Below are 21,426 nucleotides of genomic sequence, written 5' to 3'. Positions count from 1 at the left end.
TATGATAACCACACCTGTATGTATTATCGGCGCAGGCCCCGGAGGCGCAACCGCTGCGCTGCAGCTGGACCGTCTTGGCATTCCCTGCGTGGTGGCAGACAAAGCGGTATTCCCCCGCGATAAGGTCTGCGGGGACGGGCTCAGCGGCAAAGTGATCACCGGCCTTCAGAAGATCGACAAAGGCATCGCAGAACGGCTCCGGCAATTCGCCGAAAAGGAGAACAGCTGGGGCGTCAACTTCGTTTCCCCCGGCCGCCAAAGCCTCAATGTTCCCTACAAACCCGATTACAACAAAACTGAAGACGCCCCCATCGGATTCGTGTGCAAACGCATCCACTTCGACAACTTTATGGTGGATGAATTGAAGCGTTGTCAGAATGTTCGTTTGTTCGAAGGCGTTAGTATCGATCAATACGAGGAGCAGGAAGACGGTTATCTCGTATCCGATGCCAAAGGGGAATTTGTTGTAAAAGCAAAGCTCCTCATCATTGCCAATGGCGCGCACTCTTCTTTTACCCGCGATGTGGCGGGCATCCGGATGGAACCGAAATACTATGCCGCGGGCATCCGCGCCTATTATAAAGGCGTAAAGGGCATGCATCCGGACAGCTTTATAGAGCTGCATTTCCTGAAAGATCTTCTGCCGGGTTATCTCTGGATCTTTCCCCTGCCCAATGGCGAAGCCAATGTAGGGATGGATATGCTGAGCGATGCGGTACGGGACCGGAAAGTGAACCTGAAAAAACTCATGACCGATACCCTTAAACAGGACCCCGTTTTTGCCGAACGCTTCAGCGAAGCGGAAATGACCAGCAGCCTGGATGGTTACGGCCTTCCGCTCGGTTCCCGGAAACGCCGTATTTCCGGCCGGCATTACATGCTGGTGGGTGATGCCGCTTTCCTTATCGACCCGTTTACCGGGGAAGGCATCGGCAATGCCATTTACAGCGGCGCTATCGCCGCCAAACAAGCTGCGGCGTGCCTGGAAACAGGGGATTTCTCTGCCGAAACGATGATGGCGTACGATGAAAACGTGTACCGGGTACTGGGCCCGGAACTGAAGCTCAGTCACCGCCTGCAGCAACTGGTCAGGTATCCGCGGTTATTTAACTGGCTGATGAAAATGGGCGCCAAAAACAAACAGCTGAAAGATGTCATCTCCTGTATGTTCTATGAAGTAGACCTTCGCAAGAAGCTCACCAGACCTTCCTTTTATTTCAAACTGTTATTGAACCGATGAAACCGAGCTTGATACATTTTATCACACAGGGGAATGTTAGTGCTAGGTTCCATCCGGCCCGTAAAAAAATAAAATATCAACGGATGAAACTGCTATCCCTGCTGACCGCCTGCCTGATGGCAGCAAACGTTTACGCACAAACGCCGTTATACGAAGAAAAGAACGGGCAATTGCGGCTGACCACCGAAGGCGCCATGCACTTTGCACAGCTGCCGCTGAAATGTATGCAGCACGAATTCCCGTACAAGACGGGTATCGTATTCCCCGATAGTTCCCTGATCAGGCCGCCTAAAACATATCATCCCGCTTTCTATGGCTGCTTCGACTGGCATAGCAGCGTACACGGCCACTGGATGCTGATACGCCTGCTGAAAACCTTCCCTGACCTGCCGAATGCTACGCTCATCCGGAAGAAGCTGTCCGAAAACCTCTCGGCCGACAACATCCGAACGGAGCTGCAGATCTTCCGCGGGAAGGACAATAAAGGCTTTGAACGCATTTACGGATGGAGCTGGCTCCTGCAGCTCCAATCCGAACTGATGACCTGGAACGATCCCCTGGCCCGGGAACTCCGGCATAACATCGCGCCGCTGGCCTGGTTTTTCAGCAAGGCCTACCAGGATTTCCTGAAGAAGATCGCCTATCCCATCCGTGTGGGTGAACATACCAACCTGGCATTCGGCCTGCGCCTCGCCTGGGATTATGCCGCCCTCTCCAATGACACTTCCCTGCAATCTTCCATCCGGGATGCAGCCATGCGTTTCTATGCGAAAGACCGTGATTGCCCCGCTACATGGGAGCCCGGCGGATACGATTTTCTCTCTCCCTGCCTCGAAGAAGCTGACCTGATGTGGCGGATATTGCCCGCAGCCGGCTATCAGCGCTGGGTGAAGGCATTCCTGCCGGGCCTGTTCGAAAAAGACAGCCAACTTTTCCGGATCGCTACGGTGAATGACCGTACAGATGGAAAGCTGGTGCATCTGGACGGACTTAACCTGAGCCGGGCATGGTGCCTCTACGGCATTGCCAGGCATGCAGGCGCCAATAGCAATGCCATCCGCGAAATGGCCAACCGTCATCTGCACGCCGCCCTGCCGCATGTGGCCAGTGGCGATTATGCGGGGGAACATTGGCTGGCTACCTTTGCCGTATATGCGTTGACGGTAGAATACTAGCATCAAAAATATTTATCCCATGCGCCGTTATCCCTTCCTGCTATGCCTGGTGTTATTATTTCCCGCGCTGCTGTCGGCCCAGGGCAGGAATTTCTCCATCTCGCCGGCACCGGAATGGCTGGTGCCGTATCAGCCGGACCTGAACCGTAAACCGGACCTGAAAAAAATAAGCGACGGGTACTACCAGCTGTTGTTTGAAGAACAACGGCATCTGGAGCAGAAAACCGTGTACCGCCACATCATCCGCCAGATCGTTTCCGAAGCGGGCATACAAAACGGCTCAGAGATCAATGCGGAGTATGATCCGCAATATGAAAAACTGCAATTCCACCAGATCACCATCCGGCGCAACGGAAAGGTCATCAACCGGCTTGATCCATCCAGGTTCAAGATCCTGCAGCAGGAAACGGAATTGTCCATGTTCATCTACAGCGGCATCTACAACGCTTACTATATTGTGGAGGATGTGCGCAAGGGCGACCAGATCGAATATGCCTATTCGATCGTTGGCGAGAACCCCATTTATAAAGGCAAATTCAGTCATACCTTCTATTTCACGGCATATGAGCCTATCCTGAATTTTTATAAATCGATGCTGGTAAGCCCCTCCCGCAAGCTCTCCTTCAAACGTTTCAACGATGCGCCCCAGCCGGCGAAAAAAAACCGTAACGGGCTGACGCTGTATGAATGGAACCTGCAGGACACGGTACAGGTGAGGGAGAATACCGACAAAAACCTTCCCTCCTGGTACACGGGGTATCCCTATACCCAGGTGAGTGAATTTGCCAATTGGGCCGATGTGGCGGAATGGGCCCGCCAGGTCACCGATATGCCTTTCTCCGGCCCGGAAATAACCGTGCGGGTGGCTTCCCTGAAAAAAACCGCCGCCGGGGACAAAGAGCAGTATATCCTTGAAGCGATCCGCTTCGTGCAGGACGATATCCGTTATATGGGCATCGAAATGGGTGAATATTCACAGCGCCCGAATACGCCGGAGAAAGTTTGCAAACAACGGTTCGGCGACTGCAAGGATAAAGCCCTGCTGCTCTGCGCCCTCCTCCGCGCGGCGGGCATAGAGGCCAATATCGTCTATGTGAATACGGACGTCAGGGATAAAATAGCCGGCATGCTGCCCAGCCCCAACCGTTTCAACCATATGATCACCAGGTTTCAAACCGATGACCATACCTATTTTGTGGATGCCACCGTCAGCTATCAGCGCGGGAAACTGAAGGACCGGTATAATCCCGCATATGGACAAGCCCTGGTGATCACCGATACCACCAGCGGGCTTACACAGATCCCTGTAAAAAACACCGGCAGCATTTTCGCACAGGAGAATATCACTTTGCCGGACACCCGGAACGGCATCGCCAAACTGGTGGTGGAAACCGAATACAAAGGCTATCATGCCGATAATTTCCGCAGTTACCTGTCCGGCGAAAGCAGGAACAATACGCAACAATCCTATACGAACTTCTATGCCGGCCTGTTCGGTGATGCGGAAATGACGGATTCACTCATCATCGATGATAATGAAAATGAAAACATCATCCGGGTAAAAGAACAGTACGACATCAGCAGTCCCTGGAAGCAGGACAGCCTCCAGCCGGATGTATATGTGTTCAATACGTCCGCGCACCTGCTGACGGACAAGATCATCAGCACGGACAAAAGCAGGGCCACTCCGCTGGCCATGAATTTTCCCTATCATGTCAAACACTTTATCAACATCATATTTCCGGAGAACTGGAAACTGGACTATAAGCCGTTGTCCTACAAGAAAGAGGCGTATGAAGTGGCATTCGGGCCGGTGTTATTTGAGAACCATGTGTCCCTGAACTATGAGTTCCATGTATTGCGGGACCATATCAAGCCGGAAGAAATGGCGGAGTATGTGGAAGATATGAATAAGATAACGGAGCTGACGGCTTTCCGTTTTACCTGGAGGCCCTCACTGGCGGGCAAAACAACCCGCGGGACGCCCGGAGATATGAACTGGATGGCCTTTGCCGTGGCTTTTATCTGCGGGGGGCTGTTCATCCGCGGATGCCAGCTTTTTTACCGGCGTTCCCTGCGGCGGCAGCCTGCCGCGCATGAAGCCTGGAATATACAGCGGGGGCTGCTGGTGATCGGACTTTTGGTGGTCGTTTACCCCCTCATCACCATCATTGCGATCTTCGACATGAATACCTTCTCGAACCGGGCCTGGACTTTGCTGTACACTGCCAACCCCGGCAGGAATATTTCCGTTATTCAGCTGGTGATGTTGATGGAGGCCGTCATCGCTGTTTTCATGCTGGTGGTGGGCTGTTTTGCGGCTGTGCTTTTCTTCAAACGGCGGGATATTTTCCCCCGTACATTCAGCTTTCTCCTGATCTTTACTCCGGTTATCATCATTCTGGATTACATACTGACGGACTTTCTGAATGGCACCAGTTACCTTGCCAGCGAGAATACCGTCTTTGCGCTGCCTGTAATGACCGCCGCCTTCTGTGTGCCTTACCTGCTCAGCTCCGAACGGGCCAGGCATACTTTCATTATTCCATACGAAGAAGAAGGCGCTGACTAAAGGATGCAAAACATCCGCTGGTCAGCGCCGTTTTATTACTGATCGATCGTTTCGGAATCGAAGACCACCACTTTCTCCCAGAGATGTTCACAGTTCTTGATGAACTCAAGGTGTATAGGAGCTTCCTGGTAAACGTCATGCCCGGCTTTGTCATTAAAAACGGTGAGCAGGCAATAGCTGTAGCTCCGGTCGATAACAGGACGGTCTGTTTCCGCGGGTTTACCCACATTGAACACCAGCAGGGTTTCAATTTTCCCGAGTGAGCTTACGCCATCCTCGAATTTCTTCACATCTTCGGCAGACAGGCCGGGTTTCAGGTAAAAATTGACAACGTGTACGAATTTTTTTGTTGCGGGCATGGCTAATCTGTTTTGAACGGCGGCCAAGTTAGCTTTTCCTTCCAGAAAAGTCAAGCTGTCCTGCTGGCCAGCCTCTGAGGAACCATTTTGCTGACAGGCGGTGGCTGCGCAGGCCATTGTGAGTAACAGAAAGAGGGTCTTTTTCATTGTTCTTTATTTGATGGATTAAGATGATGCCATTCCGGCGATATGTTTTCTGACGGCAAACAGGTTCACCAGGTACACCAGTACCAGGATGGCGGCCGCGGCAATGAAGGTGATGATGCCGGGCAGCGCCGGAACGAACATCTGGTGCCTGGCCAGCAGGCCGGAGGCCCACCATTGCAGGCCCGTAACCATTACCAGCGCCAGCAGGCCGATGATGATATACAGGGGAACGAACTGTTTCAGCAGGTACCGCTGCAATTGTCCCGGTGCAGCGCCCAGGGTAATGAGCAGCCTGATCTCTCTTTTACAGGAAGCGATCACCAGCTGAATGAACATGCTGAACACCAGCAGGGCGAACATCAGCAGCACAATACCGAAGAAGCCTACTACGCTTACGATAGTCTGCACGATCACCCGCACTTTGCTGAAGCGGGTTTTCTCCTTGTTGGTGGAATACCCGTGTTGCTCCAGGTAATCCGTCAGCACGGGGTTGCTGGGGTCTTTGGTTTTGATGATCACACGGGACGGCGGTTTTTCCTCGCCTGTACCATATGCGCCGTTGGCCCACTCCATGAAGGACATGGGCACCAGCACGGTGGATATCCGGTCTGAAAATCCCACGATACGCCCGGCGAACTGGCTGCTGCGCATACCCTGGCTGATCACGATGCCAGGGGTGAGGGAAGAGATGGTTTCTTCGGAGAACTGCGGGATGTTGTTGCCCATGGCAAACCCGAAGTTGAACATATCCAGGAAATCGCTCGGCACGATCACCGGTACCACTTCCTGGCCCTGCTGCCATTTCCATTGGTCCGTCTGCACGTCAATGAAGCTGTCCGGCACGGCTTCGAAAAAAAGCTCTGTGGAAAAACCCAGCTGGTCCGCCACCATCTTCACGTTATATTGTCCCGCTGTGATCACGCCAAAGCCATCTACGAAGGGTTGCTGCTTAAATGCTTCGATCTCCTCCGGTTTGAAGGTGCTTAATGCACTGTTGCCCATCATCTCATTGGTAATCCTTTTGTTGATCACCAGGAAATCCGCCCGTTCATTCTGGTTCCGTTCCCCGTAGAGCAATTCCGAAAAGTTGTGATGTACCTGCAGCGCTACCAGTATCAGGAGCATGGCTATGCCCAGGCCGATGGCCGCCATAAGGAAGCGGGCCTTGCCAACGCCGGTACGGATGATCTTTTTCAGTATCTGGTAAAAATGCATGGCTAAAGATGATAGGTCACTTGGTAATCAAAATGGTTGTCATGGTCCAGGTCCGTCAGCACGAACCCCGCGTTCCGGGCACGGCATTCCTCTGCGATCAGCTGTGCCGCTTTTGTGGTGTTGGCTTCGTCCAGGTGGCTGAAAGGCTCGTCCATCATCAGCCATTGGAAAGGTTGCATCAGCGCGCGGATGATAGCGATACGCTGCTTTTCTCCGTAGGAGAGGGTGGCGCTGCTCTGGTTCAGCACATGGCTGACGCCCAGGCGGTCCGCCATTTCCCCGATCTTGCTTTCGGGATGGTAGGGCTGGGGGCTCATTACCCTTTTCAGTTCGATGTTTTCCCTGGCTGTCAGCTGATCGAACAGGCGGAGATCCTGGAACACAACGCTGATCTGCTGCTGACGGATGGCGGCCAGTTGATCTTTCGAAAAAGAAGGCCAGGGCTTTCCGTCTATCGCGATGCTGCCGGTATAATCGTAACGGATATTGTAGAGATAGTGTACCAGCGTGGTTTTGCCGGTGCCGGAAGGCGCCTTTATCTTGATGGTCTGTGCCGGCAAAAAGCTGATATCGCGGTTCCAGATGTCCGATTGCTGCTGCAGCACTTTTTCACGCAGCGGAACGGGCACTACCGCAGAAAGCTGGATCTGCATATTGCTGTTCTGTTTGATGGGCTATGAAGAAGATAAATATAAAGTTTTCCCGCTGTTTTGCGGAACGGGGAGCGTTAAATAAATCCGTGCCCTCCGCAGCACAACCCGGGAGCGGGTAAACAGACCGGCCTCACATAAAAAGAGGGAGTATCCGGCTGTTGATACTCCCTCCTTCTGCTGCAGCGGTCGCTGCAATTAATTATCTCCCGGCACCACTTCTTCGCCTTCTGCAATGGGCGGCGGTGGTACGGTGGTTACTGCGGTGTCTGTTATCACTGCGCCCCATTTGGCCCTGTCTTCCGCTTTCCTCGCCAGGTAGTAGTGGTACATCCTGGTGGTGAAATTGGTGATCTGCACCAGCGTATTCTGATTTTCATTTTTAAAGTTCAGCTCCAGCACGGATTTCTGGGTTTTGCCGCTGGCGGGTTCTGACACAACGGTCACGTCTTTCAGCAGGCCTTTCAGATCATTCAGCACACTATCCGGCAACTTCATTTCTTCAGCGGGAATATTGCTTGCCAGTTTCTCCACGTTGAGGTACATGCCCATCACACTTCCTTTTACTTTGCTCAGTACGCCGCTTTCTACTGATGCCTTTTCTTTGCCGGCATCGTAGGCAGAGAGCAGCTCCGCATCAGAGGCCGCCAGGATGCGCTGGTCGTTAACGGACAGGGCAACCGGCCCGAGCGGCTGATTGGGAACATATTCATTTCCCTGCTTGGTAAACATCTGGCCTACCATCGGGGAGTTCATTACTTTTTCGAAAGCAGCCTTATCGCCCACTTTCATATTGAATGCCCACTTCAGTTCGGGTTTGGTGGTGCTGTAGGAAGGATCCCATTCAGAAGGCTGGCTTTTCACGGAAAAATCGGAGCCGATCAGCGCGATCTCGCCTTTGAATGCTTTCAGGATATCATCCAGCGTAATGCCGGCTTCTGCAAGGCCAACGTTCGCAAGACCGTCCATACCTACCAGTTTGATGATATCACCGAGCATCCGGAGATCGAAGTTCACCAGCATGAACCCGAAGATATCTTCTGAAGGATATTTTTCCAGCATATCGATATCCACTTTCTCCATGGGATATTTCTTCATGATGGCCTGCATTTCCTCGCCGGTATAAGACAGGCTGTTCACCTTGATCTTGCCGTTCTCGAAATGCACGGCAGCGGTCTGATAAGAGCCGGCTGTCAGCTTTTTCACATTGGTGGTCATGAGCGCGGCCATGCCGGAAGGGGTGCCCGGATTGAAAGCATAGATCTGCTCGCTGCTCATCCAGAAGATGGCATCGCCTTTTTCTTTATGTACGTCCTTGAAAGATTCAACGCCCGCGATGGATTCGTCTGCTTTCATATGGAAGAGGCTGTTCACGATATCTACGGCGCTTTTCTCGTCCAGCCCCTCATTTCCGCCACCATACTGGGAAGCGTTGGGATCAAAGCCGAAAACACCGATGATCATATTCTTGTCGAAACCGATAATGCCTTTACCGTTGCCGTCCGCAACGTATTTGAAGTCGGTACCTGCCGTTACTTCTTTTTGCGTTTTCTCCTTGATGAACGCTTCGAATTTGCTTTCATCTTTCAGGGAAGCGTATGCTGCAAAGTACGCCTTGCCGTTTTCGCCCGGCACCATAGCAACATATACATCCCCCTGCAGGTCCACTCCGGAGTTCTCGGCATCTTTCAATGCTTTGCCCATGGCGCTGCTGGTATCTTTCTGCTGAAGTGATTCAAACAGTTTATCTACCGTGAGCCCTTCGGTCACGAGTTTCTGCTGTATTTGCTTGGAGTTGATCCCTACTACGAGCGCAGCCGTTTTCGGAATATGCTTACCCTGTTCCGGGGTTTTGGAACATGCGGCTAACAATAGCACGGCTGCCCCGGACATAAACAGGAAAGCCCTTGTAAACGTTCTTTTCATAAAGAGGTGAATGTTAAATTGGATTTGAAAATTACGGTTAAAAATACAAGGTTTTTTGCTAATACGTTTAATTTTATTGATATCCGGCAGGAAAGATGCTACTATCAACAATTTATCTACCTTTGTAAATATTCTGATTTTTAACCATTTGCTTTACTGAAAAGACCTCTAAGCCATGTATTTGATCCTGTTACAGTATATCCGCCCGGTGGCGGCTATAGACCACTACATTGACGCCCACAATGCGTTTTTGGAAAAGCAGTCCCGCGAAGGCCGTTTTATTCTTTCCGGCCGCCGCAAGCCCCGTACGGGCGGAATAATTCTTTGTAATGCCGGCAGCCGGCGAGAGGTGGAGGCCATCCTTGCGGAAGATCCGCTTGATAAGTTCCAGCTGGCTGTATATGACATCATTGAATTTGAGCCGAATACTTTCGAGCTGGCCAGCATAAGCTCCTGATCCGTACAGCACGGTCATTACCAATGCCGGCCGATTACCGCTTCCTTCCGGCAGCATCTGTTTCCGCAATTCTCTGCAGGTTTTCCAGCCCCTGTGCAAAATCCCTTTCTATGCTGCTTTTCATGAACAGGCCCAGAACATTCTGCGGGCGGGGATAACTGGCGTCCATCGCCCAGGTGACCTGTGTAATGCTATCTTTTTCCGCCAGCCGGTACCAGACGTCATAACCGGATTCCAACGGCTCATACAGGCTCAGGCGTTGCCGTACTTCGGAATAAGGGAGGAGAAAAACGAGCTCCAGTTTCCCTTTCCCCAGCTTTTGCCCTTTCCAGGACGAAGATGCTCCTGCGGCGCCATCCACTCCATCCAGCCGGAATGCGGCTGCCGGATCGGTTTTCCACCAGTTGCTCCAGGCCCCGAACTTTTCAAGCTTTACAATATGCTCCCAGACCACCGGAGCCGGCGCCCTTATTTCCCGGGAACGCTCAATATGTACCTTTACCGGGGCTGCCAGCAGCAGCAACACGAACAACACGAGAATAATACCTGCCATCCAGGCGCAAACAATTAAACCTCTCATGATGATTTATTCAGGGGCGGCTAAATATACATTGTTCTCAGGGGGGCGGCATAGGCATTTATAGCTGAGCGGGGGGACAGCACGGGGTTGACCTTTACTCACAAGCATTGCCGGGACGGGCTATTCCTTCTTCCTGTATTGTTTTTCAGCATCCTGCGCCTTGTCAAAATCAAGGATCACGGAATTGATGCAATAACGCAATCCCGTTGGCGGAGGACCGTCATCAAAAACATGGCCCAGATGTGCCTTGCAACGGCCGCATTGCACTTCCGTTCGCTGCATGCCGTGTGAATTGTCCGGCGTGTATAATACGCTGGTTTTACTGATCGGCTGGTAAAAACTGGGCCAGCCGCAGCCGCTTTCAAATTTTGTGTCTGATACGAACAGCGGATTTCCGCAGGCGGCGCAATAATAGGTGCCCTTTTCCTTGTGATTCCAGTATTTACCCGTAAACGCCCATTCGGTGCCTTTTCCGCGGGCGATATCATACACGTCTTTTGCTAACAGGTTTTTCCACTCTGTGTCTGATAGGTTTACTTTACCAGTATCCGTGCGGGAGTACACCGGATTCTTTTTTTCTTCCATCGATTTTTTTTTAACTCCGTTTTGCGAGTATGTACAATGGCTGATCAATAAAGTCAGTCCCAAAATAAGAAGATTCCATGCCCTCATTTCAATCTGTAATTATGTATTAAATACGTTTAATCTGTTATTAAAGGTACGAAACCAACGGGCGTATAGTTTGCCGGGCCGGGGCATTTAACAATATTTTTGTGCATGGGCGACGCGGGGCGGCACCAGCGTAAAAATTGCTACCTTTACGCCAAAAGGCAGGCAAGTGGCGGATATCATCAATTTGTTACCGGACAATATAGCAAACCAGATAGCAGCAGGCGAGGTCATTCAGCGGCCGGCATCGGCAGTCAAAGAGTTACTGGAAAATGCCGTGGACGCCGGAGCTACAGAGATTCAACTATTTATAAAAGATGCCGGGAAGGAACTCGTCCAGGTAATTGACAATGGCAGCGGTATGAGCGAGACCGATGCCCGCATGTGTTTCGAACGTCATGCTACCTCAAAGATCCAGTCCATCGACGACCTTTTTCATATCCGTACCATGGGTTTCCGGGGCGAAGCACTGGCTTCCATTGCCGCCGTATCGCAGGTGGAGCTTAAATCGCGCATGCATACGGAAGAGGTCGGCACCTTCATTGAAATAGACAATAGCTTCGTCAAACGCCAGGAGCCCTGCCAAACCGCAGTCGGCACCAGCATCGCCATGAAGAACCTTTTCTTCAATGTTCCGGCCCGCCGCAATTTCCTGAAGAGTAACGCTGCCGAGATGCGGCATATTGTGGATGAGTTCATCCGGGTGGCCCTTGCCTTCCCGCACCTGCAATTCTCCCTCAACAGCAACGGGCAGCAAATGTTCCACCTGGAAAAAGGCTCCCTCAAACAACGGATCGTCAATATTCTCGGCCAGCACTACAATTCCAAGCTCGTCACCGTGAAGGAAAGCACGGACTATATGAATATCAACGGGTTCGTGGGAAAACCGGAGACCGCAAAAAAAACCCGCGGCGACCAGTTCTTTTTCGTCAATAACCGCTTCATCAAAAGCGGATACCTGCATCATGCCGTCATGAATGCCTTTTCCGAAATGATCCCCACGGAGAATTACCCCCTGTATGTGCTGTTTATCGATCTCGACCCTGCTCATGTGGACATCAACGTACATCCCACCAAGCAGGAGATCAAATTCGATGATGAAAAGATCCTTTACGCCTTTGTACAATCCGCCATCAAACACGCCCTGGCGCAATTCAGCGTAACACCGGCGCTCGATTTCGACCTGGACCCGGGCATCCAGCAGCTGGATGCCGTGACCCAGCCTTTCACCGAACAAAAGAAAGCACAGTCCGCCAGTACTTCCATTTACAAAACTTTCACCCACGCCAACCAGGCGCATATCATCGACCAGAGCAGCAACCTCCGCCACTGGAAAGATCTCTACGAGGGCCCGCCCCCCGAGAAAACGCCTTTTGTGCATACGGAAACCGCTTCCGTGATCGACGAACGCTGGCAGGAAGCCGCTACGGAACTGAAAGTGCCGGTACAGGTACATCAGCAATTTATCCTGTCCCAGATAAAATCAGGTTTCATCCTGATAGATCAGCGGGCGGCGCATGAGCGCATCCTTTACGAGCGCTATCTGCGCGCCCTGGCGGAAAAGCCGGTGGCCACGCAGCAAAGCCTCTTCCCGCAAACGCTGGAGCTGCTGCCGGCGGATGCCATGATCATTACCGAAATGCTGCCTGACCTGCAGGCGCTGGGATACGATCTTGAGCCCTTCGGCCAGCATACCTTCGTGGTCCGCGGTACTCCGGCGGACATTCAGACGGGCAACGAACAGGCGAGCATAGAAGGATTACTGGAGCAATTCAAGCACTTCAGCAATGAGCTGAAGCTCAGCCGCCGGGAGCAGCTGGTACGTTCCATGGCGCGCAATAACGCCATCCCTGCGGGAAAGTTCCTGGACACCAGGGAAATGCAGAATATTATAGATGAACTGTTTGCCTGCTCCGCACCCAATGTTTCACCGGGCGGGCGCTTCACATTCATTTCTTTCAAACTGAACGATCTGGAAAGGATGTTTGAACGGGGAGCTTAAGCCCGTGATCATCCCTCCCGCAGGATCTCCATCACATCCTTCAACTGGTGATACAGCAGGGAATACGCTTTGTAATTCCGCATGTACACGGCATGATCGTTCTCCATCGGCGTGAACACCCGCGCGGCCGCGGCCGGGCTGAACTTCCAGGCATCGATCTTTTCCAGCGCATGCCAGCCGAGCAGGGCTGCCCCCAGGGCGGAAGCATCCTCATCCTGATGCAATAACATCGGCTTCTGGAAAATATCCGCCAACAATTGTATCCACAGCGGAGATGCCGTGAACCCGCCGCTCACGGTCACTTCATCGATCGGCACCAGCGCATCTTCCAGCGCTTCTCCCACACTGTAAAGCCCGAAGCAGATCCCTTCTATCATTGCCCGCTGGAAATGCGCGGCGGTATGCTGCTGCTGCACGCCTACAAAGGCGCCACGGGAACGGCTATCCCAAACCGGGGCCCGTTCGCCAAGCAGGTAAGGCAAACACAGGAGCCCGTCCGCTCCGGGTGGTGCAGACAGGGCCGTTTTCACGAAAGTATTGTAGTCAGACCAGGGCAGGAAAGCCTGTGTGAACCATTGCAAAGCGCCGCCGCCGTTATTGATCGCGCCGCCGCAGACATAATGCGAGGGTGTCAGCGCATAGGAAAACAAACGGGATTGCTCGTCTTCCGCCGGCTTGGGCGTCATCATCCGGATAGCGCCGCTGGTACCGATCGTTAACGCGGCATGGCCTGGCTCAACAGCCCCGCTGCCAAGCTGGGCCAGGCAACCGTCACTGCTGCCCGCCAGGATCAATGTTTCAGGCGGTACACCCAGGTCCGCTGCCATGGCAGGGTCCATCCCGATGAGCAGCCTCGTGGTCTCCACCGGTATCGGCAAACGCTCGTCCGTAATACCGGCTACCTCCAGCGCTTCCGGATACCAGTCCAGCGTGCGGATATCGAACATCCCCGTTGCCGAAGCCAGGGAATGGTCTATGATGAACTCTCCGAAACAGCGATGCAGGAATAATTCCTTGATGCCGATGAAACAGGCGGCCTTCCGGAATATCTCGGGCTGGTGTTCCCGCAGCCACTGCAGCTTGCAAAAAGGAGACATGGGGTGAATAGGCGTTCCCGTGGCCTGGTAGATCCGCCGTCCCAAATCCGTGTCTTTCAATGCGGCGGCAAATGCCTCACTGCGACTGTCCGACCAGAGCATCAGCGGCGTCAGCGCCTGCCCGTGCTCATCCACGGCCATAAAGCTGTGCATGGCGCAGCTTAGCGCAATCGCCGCAGGGGCGGTGCCCATTTGCTGTACGGTATGATGAATGGTGTCGATGATAGCGGCCAGCACCGCCTGCGGGTCCTGCTCACTGAAGCCGGATTCTGTATGTAAGGAGGTATAGGTCTGCCGATGCGACGCGGATATTTGTCCGGACGGCGTTACCGCCACCGTTTTTGCACTTCCTGTGCCAATGTCTACCCCAAGGATATAAGGCGCTGTGTTAGTAGTTGTCATAGAATACATGCCGAAAGTAAAAAACAGCTTCCATTTTCCGCATTTAATTTATAGATTTAAATACTCAGCGGGTCAAATCTTTTACAAAATCCACGATTCAATGGCATTTGAGATCAAAAAACAGCCGAAGGCATATGATGTATGCATCATTGGCTCCGGCGCCGGTGGCGGTATGGCCGCCAAAGTCCTTTCCGAAGCAGGTTTGACGGTTGCGGTCCTGGAAGCGGGCCCCAACTACGATCCGGCAGACCCGAAACAACAGACACAGCTGAAATGGCCTTATGAATCCCCGCGAAGGGGGGCCGGCACTACCCGTCCCTTTGGCGATTTCGATGCCGCATACGGCGGATGGGAAATTAACGGTGAGCCATACACGAAAAAGAACGGCACGCAATTCGACTGGTTCCGTTCCCGCATGCTGGGCGGCAGAACCAACCACTGGGGCCGTATTTCGCTCCGCTTCGGGCCGAACGACTTCAAGCACCGCAGTCTCGATGGGCTGGGAGACGACTGGCCCATTTCCTACGATGACGTCAAACCTTACTACGACCGGGTAGACAAACTGATCGGCGTATTCGGCAGCAAGGAAGGTATTTACAACGAACCGGATGGTCTCTTCCTTCCTCCGCCCAAACCCCGCCTGCATGAAATGCTGATCAGGCAGGCCGGTACAAAGATGGGGCTGCCGGTGATCGCCTCCCGGCTGTCTATACTCACCAGGCCGGTCAATAAAGACCGCGGGACCTGCTTTTTCTGCCGGCAGTGCAACCGCGGATGTACGGTGTATGCAGACTTTTCCTCCTCCACCTGCCTCGTTAAACCCGCCATGAAAAGCGGCAATGTGGACCTTTATACCGATGCCATGGCCCGGGAAGTGCTGACCGACAGTTCCGGCAAAGCCACCGGCGTGTCTTATGTAGACCGTAATGATCTGCAGGAATACCAGGTGAATGCAAAGGTGGTCGTACTGGCGGCAAGCGCCTGCGAATCAGCGAGATTGCTGCTCAACTCCAAATCCGCGGCGCACCCCAATGGGCTGGCCAATTCCAGCGGCGTGGTCGGCAAGTATTTGCATGATTCCACCGGTTCATCCCGCAGCGCTTTCCTTCCGCAGCTGATGGACCGCAAACGATATAATGAGGACGGTGTGGGCGGCATGCATGTGTATGTGCCCTGGTGGCTGGATAACAAGAAGCTGGACTTTGCAAGAGGTTATCATATCGAGATGGGCGGCGGCTTGTCCATGCCCATGTATGGTTTTGGCTTCGGTATCGAGCAACTGCAGAAGAATGATCCGAAACGCGCGGCCAGCCTTATGCCGGGGGGCTACGGCGCTTCTCTTAAAAACGACTACCGCCGCTTCTATGGCGCCACAGTAGGTTTCGCCGGCAGAGGGGAAGCCATTGCCCGGGAAGATAATTACTGCGAGATCGATCCGAATGTGGTGGACAAGTTCGGTATCCCGGTATTGCGTTTCCATTATACCTGGAGCGATCATGAGATCAAACAGGCCAAACATATGCAGGATACCTTTGAAAAGCTCATTCATGAGCTGGGGGGCATCCCGCTTGGCAACAAACCTGGTGCGGACAGCATGTACGGACTGGAAAATCCCGGCCGCATCATCCACGAAGTGGGCACTACCCGCATGGGCGATGATCCTTCCCGCTCCGTGCTCAACAAATTCAACCAGGCGCATGATGTGAAGAATGTATTTGTGGTGGATGGCGGCGCGTTTGTTTCGCAGGCGGACAAAAATCCCACCTGGACCATCCTGGCGCTTTCCATGCGGGCATCTGAATACATTGTAAGTGAACTGAAAAAACAAAATCTTTAACACATGGACAGAAGAGAATCGCTGAAAGCCCTGCTCATTGGCTCCGTATCTACAGGCGTGATATTATCGGCATGTGAACAGCAAGGAGATAAAGCCCCCATCGGCAAGGGTGTGTTCAAAGATTATGGCCGCACGTCTGATGAGGTTATAAGGGATGAATCACTCTCCAAGGAGACTTTCTTCACCCCAGCGGAAATGCAGACCATCACGGTGCTGGTGGATATCATCATCCCCGCGGACGACCATTCGGGGAGCGCTTCGGATGCCGGGGTGCCGGACTTCATAGCGTTTATAGCAAAGGATATGCCGCAATACCAGACGCCCCTGCGCGGAGGGCTTCGCTGGCTGGATGTGCATTGCCTCAAATTACATAACAAGGTTTTTACGGAACTGCCGGCCGCCGAGCAGACAAAGATCATCGACCAGATCGCCTTCCCTTATAATGCCGCGCCGGAACTGAGCCAGGGGGTAGCATTTTTCAGCACCCTGCGCAACCTCACGGCTTCGGGCTTTTTCACAAGTGAAACTGGTATCCGCGATCTCGGATACAAAGGCAACCAGCCGAATGTATGGGACGGCGTACCGGAGGATGTGCTGGCGCAATACAACCTGGCCTACGATGAAAAAACCCTGCGCGAATGCCTCAAACCGGAAGACCGCGGTACGATCATGACCTGGGAAGAGTAATTCGGGATGCTTTCCGGCAGCGCTGCGATAAAAGTGCCGCCGGAAAGCAATGCCCTAGGAGGTATGCTCCCTGAACACCCTGTTCAGCCACCGCAGCATCACGAATATCAGCCCGGCGGCAAAACCCAGCAGCACGAAGTTCACGAGGAAATAATTCACTTTGTTGTCGTACGTGTCCCACATCGCAGCCAGCACGCCCGACAATTTGTTGCCGATGGAAGTAGCCAGGAACCATCCGCCCATCATCAGTGAAGTAAGGCGCGGCGGGCTAAGCTTGGATACGAGCGAAAGGCCCATCGGGCTGAGCAGCAGTTCTCCTACCGTGATCACGCCGTAACATCCGAACAGCCACCATAACGATGCCTTGCTGGCGCCATTGTCGCAATAAACCACCGCAGCCACCATCATAAAAGTAGACAGGGATGAGATCAGCAGCCCCCAGGCAATCTTGGTAGGCGTGGAGGGCTCCTTGTTCCGCCGCCTGAGCAGGGCAAAGAAAGCCACGATCAGCGGAGTAAGCACAATAACAAAGAAAGGATTGACGGATTGGAACAGTTCTGTATTGACAACGCTGATGGTCTCCCCTTCCGCCGGCATTTCTTCCGGCGCCACGTTTTTCAGGTACACGGGCTTGCCATATTCTTTTACCGGTTGCCCCTGCGCATCCTTGATCACACGGAATTCCCCATCATAGGCAACAACGGAATCGGTTGTATTGGCAACGGTTTCCGCCAGATACAATGAACGGGCCGGCCCTTCAATGGCGGCAGGCAATTCCCTGTCCGTATAAAACTGCGCCCAGGTGGTGAGCGCTGTACCATTTTGTTTGAATACGGCCCAGAACATCACGGATACGGCAAAGATGGCCAGCAATGCCTTTACGGGTTGCTTGTCCGCCCCGCTGGCTTTGCGCAGCAGGTTGGTGAAGAAATAAACGATGGGCAGGCAGGCAAAGATGAAGGCATCCGTGGAATCAGAGCCGAAAATATTGCCGGGTATCACCCAGCCGATGTATCCGACAACCAGCACCGGCAGGAACACCTGGGCAAAAATGCTGCCCAGCGGCATGTCCCCCGGCTGCTCGGGCTTGCGGACGTCCGCGTGCCGGTAATGTTTCAGGCCCACGATAAAGATCAGCACACCGAGGAACATCCCTATACCCGCAGCCATGAAAGCCGCGCCCCAGTTGATGCTGTTCCGGAGGTAAGCCGCAAAGAACGTACAGATGAAGGCGCCGATATTGATGCCCATGTAAAAGATATTGTACCCCGTATCCTTCCGGGAACGGTATTTTTCATCATTATATACATTCCCCAGCAGGGTGGAAATATTGGGTTTGAAAAAGCCGTTGCCCACGCAGATCAGTCCCAGCGACAGATAAAAAACCGTGAGGTTCTGCACCGCGAGCCCCATATAACCAAGGCCCATCAGTATGCCGCCGATGATGACGGACCTGGCATATCCCAGTTTCCGGTCCGCCAGCAGCCCCCCGATAAATGGTGTGAGATAAACGAAAGCGATAAAAGTGCCGAAAATATCCACCGCCTTGCTCCGGTCCATCGCCCATCCGCCGGATTCCGCATCAGTCAGGTACAGTTGCAGGATGGCGAGCAGCAGGTAGAACCCGAACCGCTCCCACATTTCAGAAAAAAAGAGAAAGGGCAGCGCGGCCGGATGTTTATGGTTGGATGGCATATAGCGACCAGTTTTGGTGATCTGCTAAAAATAACAACAAAACGGCAATAGCCCCAAATTTAATGACGGCTTATTCATCAATTTATTAACTTGGAAGCCTTTCTCGGGAACGCATGCCGTATCCTTTGTGAAAATCGTTTTAGCAGCGCAACCATTCATAGATATTTTTATTAATGACTACTGTTTTTCTATTATATTGAACGAAAATTTATAAAATCATGGTTCAGGAAAAAAATAACAAAAGAAACCAGATTTCCCGTAGATCATTTCTAACGAACAGCACCGCAGCGGCTGCCGGTTTTATGATCGTTCCACGTCACGTATTGGGAGGTAAAGGGTACACAGCGCCCAGCGACCGGTTAAGGGTTGCGGGTATCGGCGTTGGCGGTAAAGGCGAAAGCGACCTTACCGAGATCGCAAAAGGCCCGTCGGACATCGTTGTATTATGCGATGTGGACGACCGCCGTGCCGCAAATTCCATAAAACGCTTCCCTAAAGCGAAGTACTACAAGGACTTCCGCGAGATGCTCGAAAAAGAGCACAAGAACATCGATGCCGTAACGGTATCATCGCCGGACCATAACCATGCTATACAAGCTATGGCGGCCATGCAACTGGGCAAGCACGTTTATGTGCAAAAGCCCCTCACCCACGACATCTACGAAGCGCGCATGCTTACCGAAGCCGCGAAAAAATATAAAGTAGTGACCCAGATGGGCAACCAGGGCGCCTCCGGCGATGGTGTGCGCCAGCTGATGGAATGGTACAACGCCGGCCTGATCGGTGACGTGCATACCGTTTATTGCTGGACGAACCGCCCCGTTTGGCCCCAGGGCATTCCCTGGCCTACCCAGAAAGCGGAGATACCCAAGGGGCTGGACTGGGACCTTTGGCTTGGCACTGCTCCCCAAAAGGATTATGTAGAGAAACTGGTGCCGTTTAACTGGCGCGGCTGGTGGGACTATGGTACCGGCGCACTTGGGGACATGGGTTGCCACATTGTGGAACCTCCCTTCCGCGTACTGGGCCTCGGTTATCCGACCTCTGCGGAAGCCAGCGTGGGCAGTGTGTATGTAGATGAATTCAAACAGGGCTATTTCCCGGACAGCTGCCCTCCTTCTTCTCATGTGATCATGAACTTCGAAGGCAAAGGCGGCAAATCGGACATCAAGCTGCACTGGATGGATGGCGGTATTCAACCTGCCCGTCCGGAAGAGCTGGGCCCGAACGAAAGAATGGGAGACGGCGGGAACGGCGCTATCTTTATCGGCTCCAAAGGCAAGATGATGTGCGGCACCTACGGTATGTACCCATCCCTGCTGCCCTCTTCCCGCAACAAGGAAGTAAATGTGAAGCAGACCATCGCGCGTGTTCCGGAAGGCCACTATGTGCAATGGGTGAATGCCTGTATCGCCGGTTATGGCAAAAAAGAATTGAGCGCTCCGTTCGATATCTCCGGTCCGCTTACGGAAACCATCCTGATGGGCAACCTGGCCATCCGCAGCTATGATGTGCGCAAGCCCAAAGCAAACGGCAACGGCTTCGACTATCCGGGACGTTACATCAAACTGTTGTGGGATGGGCCGAATATGAAGATCACCAACTTCGATGATGCCAACCAGTTCGTAAAACGCAATTACCGCGACGGCTGGACGCTGGGTGTATAATCACCTTTGCATCTGATCATAAAAAAACGCTGTGGAATTTTCGCCCCACAGCGTTTTTCTTTTATTGCGGTTCAGTGGTGTATCGGTTAACAAAAAAGGTACTAGCGGAACAACTCCTTGAAATCCCTTTTGAACTCCTGCCATTCGTCATCTACTTTCTTCATGGTCTCGTCGATCCCCTTTTTGGTATCGTCCCAGGTTTCAGCAGTACTGTTCTTTACATCCTGCAGCTTCGCATCCAGATCATCACGCACTTTTTCCAGGCGTTTGCGGGCCTTTTCGCTTTTCGCGCTGCCATCCTTTTTCAGTTCCTCGATCTTGGCATCGAGCTCAGCCCGGCGCTCTTCAATGCTTTTGGCCAGTTTATCCCTTTGCTCCCGGAAATAGGCCCCGGCAGTATCGGCTTCCATTTCGGCGCCCTCCCTGATGTCTTCCATGCCTTCCTGCATTTTTTCGGAGGCGCTGTCAGATGTGTTATCTGTTCTGTTTCCCTGGCAGGCCATGAAGGCGGCCGCAGCCAGAATAAGAAAATACTTCTGCATGACTTGTTTATTTTGGTGAGTGATGAATATTATTCCTGTAACGGCCCGGCCTCAAAGGTGACCATAACAGAATCCCCTTTCTGCAGGCTCAACAGGTCTTTTTCAATAGTGAACCGGTTGGCCATTTCCATCGCCCTTGAAAAAGCATTCTCCACATCAAGGGCTGGGCAGGCCATCTGGGTGGACATAACATTGGTGATAGCCAGCCCCCCGGAGGCATCGGCCACATAACTCCCGCCAAATCCGTTACACCCCAGAAAACCCATCACCTGTGCGGAGGAGTCCTGGAAGACCATGAAAACTTCTTTTTCCATCGCGGGTAATGGGGTAGCGCTGCCGGGAAATTCCTTCAGCTTCCAGCGGGTACCTTCCAGCTGCCAGTCCGTGGTGGCGGAAGATACTCCGGCCACGGTGGTGGTATCCTGGCCTGTGGGCTTATTGGTCCCCTGGCAGGCAAATAACAGGCCGGTAAGGCCAAATGCGCAACAGCATAATAGTTGTTTCATC

At 52.9% G+C, this 21,426-nt stretch carries 18 protein-coding genes; 8 read left to right on the top strand and 10 right to left on the bottom strand.

Going from position 1 to position 21,426, the window contains the following annotated elements:
• Position 1 precedes the first annotated feature (1 nt).
• The 3 genes from FW415_RS04625 (at position 2) to FW415_RS04615 (ending at position 4,987) form a co-directional block, all read left to right on the top strand.
• Positions 2-1,240 (top strand): NAD(P)/FAD-dependent oxidoreductase, encoded by a 1,239-nt coding sequence (locus tag FW415_RS04625; protein WP_148383119.1) that lies wholly within the window; start codon positions 2-4, stop codon positions 1,238-1,240.
• 83 nt (positions 1,241-1,323) lie between these two features.
• The gene (locus FW415_RS04620; protein ID WP_246858913.1) at positions 1,324-2,415 is read left to right on the top strand and encodes a DUF2891 domain-containing protein; all 1,092 of its coding nucleotides are present in this window, start codon (positions 1,324-1,326) and stop codon (positions 2,413-2,415) included.
• 19 nt (positions 2,416-2,434) lie between these two features.
• A complete protein-coding gene (locus FW415_RS04615) occupies positions 2,435-4,987 on the top strand; it encodes a DUF3857 domain-containing protein (RefSeq protein WP_148383118.1) in 2,553 nt (850 codons plus the stop codon).
• 35 nt (positions 4,988-5,022) lie between these two features.
• Here the strand turns inward: FW415_RS04615 and FW415_RS04610 are convergent, their stop codons facing one another.
• The 4 genes from FW415_RS04610 to FW415_RS04595 form a co-directional block, all read right to left on the bottom strand.
• Positions 5,023-5,346, bottom strand: coding sequence for a Dabb family protein (locus FW415_RS04610; RefSeq protein ID WP_148383117.1), 324 nt, complete (start codon positions 5,344-5,346; stop codon positions 5,023-5,025).
• Between the two features lie 165 nt (positions 5,347-5,511).
• Entirely contained in the window at positions 5,512-6,708 is a 1,197-nt protein-coding gene (locus tag FW415_RS04605) for an FtsX-like permease family protein (protein WP_148383116.1), read from the bottom strand.
• Between the two features lie 2 nt (positions 6,709-6,710).
• Positions 6,711-7,361, bottom strand: coding sequence for an ATP-binding cassette domain-containing protein (locus tag FW415_RS04600; protein WP_148383115.1), 651 nt, complete (start codon positions 7,359-7,361; stop codon positions 6,711-6,713).
• A gap of 195 nt (positions 7,362-7,556) precedes the next feature.
• Positions 7,557-9,284 carry a DUF4836 family protein gene (locus FW415_RS04595; RefSeq protein WP_148383114.1) on the bottom strand — a complete coding sequence of 576 codons (1,728 nt, stop codon included), beginning with the start codon at positions 9,282-9,284 and terminating at the stop codon, positions 7,557-7,559.
• A gap of 175 nt (positions 9,285-9,459) precedes the next feature.
• Here FW415_RS04595 and FW415_RS04590 point away from each other — a divergent pair, with 175 nt between their 5' ends.
• On the top strand, positions 9,460-9,741 hold the full coding sequence (locus FW415_RS04590; RefSeq protein ID WP_148383113.1) for a YciI family protein: 282 nt from the start codon (positions 9,460-9,462) through the stop codon (positions 9,739-9,741).
• Between the two features lie 34 nt (positions 9,742-9,775).
• Here FW415_RS04590 and FW415_RS04585 read toward each other — a convergent pair whose 3' ends face one another.
• The gene (locus FW415_RS04585) at positions 9,776-10,321 is read right to left on the bottom strand and encodes an SRPBCC family protein (RefSeq protein WP_148383112.1); all 546 of its coding nucleotides are present in this window, start codon (positions 10,319-10,321) and stop codon (positions 9,776-9,778) included.
• 120 nt (positions 10,322-10,441) lie between these two features.
• Entirely contained in the window at positions 10,442-10,906 is a 465-nt protein-coding gene (msrB, locus tag FW415_RS04580; RefSeq protein ID WP_246858911.1) for a peptide-methionine (R)-S-oxide reductase MsrB, read from the bottom strand.
• A gap of 253 nt (positions 10,907-11,159) precedes the next feature.
• Between msrB and mutL the strand changes: the two genes are divergently transcribed.
• Positions 11,160-12,992 carry a DNA mismatch repair endonuclease MutL gene (gene mutL, locus FW415_RS04575; RefSeq protein WP_148383110.1) on the top strand — a complete coding sequence of 611 codons (1,833 nt, stop codon included), beginning with the start codon at positions 11,160-11,162 and terminating at the stop codon, positions 12,990-12,992.
• 8 nt (positions 12,993-13,000) lie between these two features.
• Here the strand turns inward: mutL and FW415_RS04570 are convergent, their stop codons facing one another.
• Positions 13,001-14,491 (bottom strand): gluconokinase, encoded by a 1,491-nt coding sequence (locus FW415_RS04570; RefSeq protein WP_168208664.1) that lies wholly within the window; start codon positions 14,489-14,491, stop codon positions 13,001-13,003.
• A 100-nt stretch (positions 14,492-14,591) separates the two neighbouring features.
• Between FW415_RS04570 and FW415_RS04565 the strand changes: the two genes are divergently transcribed.
• Positions 14,592-16,328: a GMC family oxidoreductase gene (locus tag FW415_RS04565; protein WP_148383108.1), complete on the top strand. Its 1,737-nt coding sequence runs from the start codon at positions 14,592-14,594 to the stop codon at positions 16,326-16,328.
• A gap of 3 nt (positions 16,329-16,331) precedes the next feature.
• On the top strand, positions 16,332-17,015 hold the full coding sequence (locus FW415_RS04560) for a gluconate 2-dehydrogenase subunit 3 family protein (protein WP_148383107.1): 684 nt from the start codon (positions 16,332-16,334) through the stop codon (positions 17,013-17,015).
• A gap of 54 nt (positions 17,016-17,069) precedes the next feature.
• Here FW415_RS04560 and FW415_RS04555 read toward each other — a convergent pair whose 3' ends face one another.
• Positions 17,070-18,710 carry a peptide MFS transporter gene (locus tag FW415_RS04555; RefSeq protein WP_148383106.1) on the bottom strand — a complete coding sequence of 547 codons (1,641 nt, stop codon included), beginning with the start codon at positions 18,708-18,710 and terminating at the stop codon, positions 17,070-17,072.
• A gap of 218 nt (positions 18,711-18,928) precedes the next feature.
• Here FW415_RS04555 and FW415_RS04550 point away from each other — a divergent pair, with 218 nt between their 5' ends.
• Positions 18,929-20,377 (top strand): Gfo/Idh/MocA family protein, encoded by a 1,449-nt coding sequence (locus FW415_RS04550; RefSeq protein ID WP_148383105.1) that lies wholly within the window; start codon positions 18,929-18,931, stop codon positions 20,375-20,377.
• 101 nt (positions 20,378-20,478) lie between these two features.
• On the opposite strand, the gene FW415_RS04545 is transcribed toward FW415_RS04550, so the two are convergent.
• Together FW415_RS04545 and FW415_RS04540 are read right to left on the bottom strand one after the other, a co-directional pair.
• Positions 20,479-20,919, bottom strand: coding sequence for a hypothetical protein (locus tag FW415_RS04545; RefSeq protein WP_148383104.1), 441 nt, complete (start codon positions 20,917-20,919; stop codon positions 20,479-20,481).
• A gap of 29 nt (positions 20,920-20,948) precedes the next feature.
• Entirely contained in the window at positions 20,949-21,425 is a 477-nt protein-coding gene (locus FW415_RS04540) for an META domain-containing protein (RefSeq protein WP_148383103.1), read from the bottom strand.
• Between the last annotated feature and the right edge of the window lies 1 nt (position 21,426).

This window comes from Chitinophaga sp. XS-30, from assembly GCF_008086345.1.
Classification (GTDB): Bacteria; Bacteroidota; Bacteroidia; order Chitinophagales; family Chitinophagaceae; genus Chitinophaga.
Note: the sequence above shows the minus strand (reverse complement) of the source record. Positions and strands in the feature narration are given on the sequence as shown.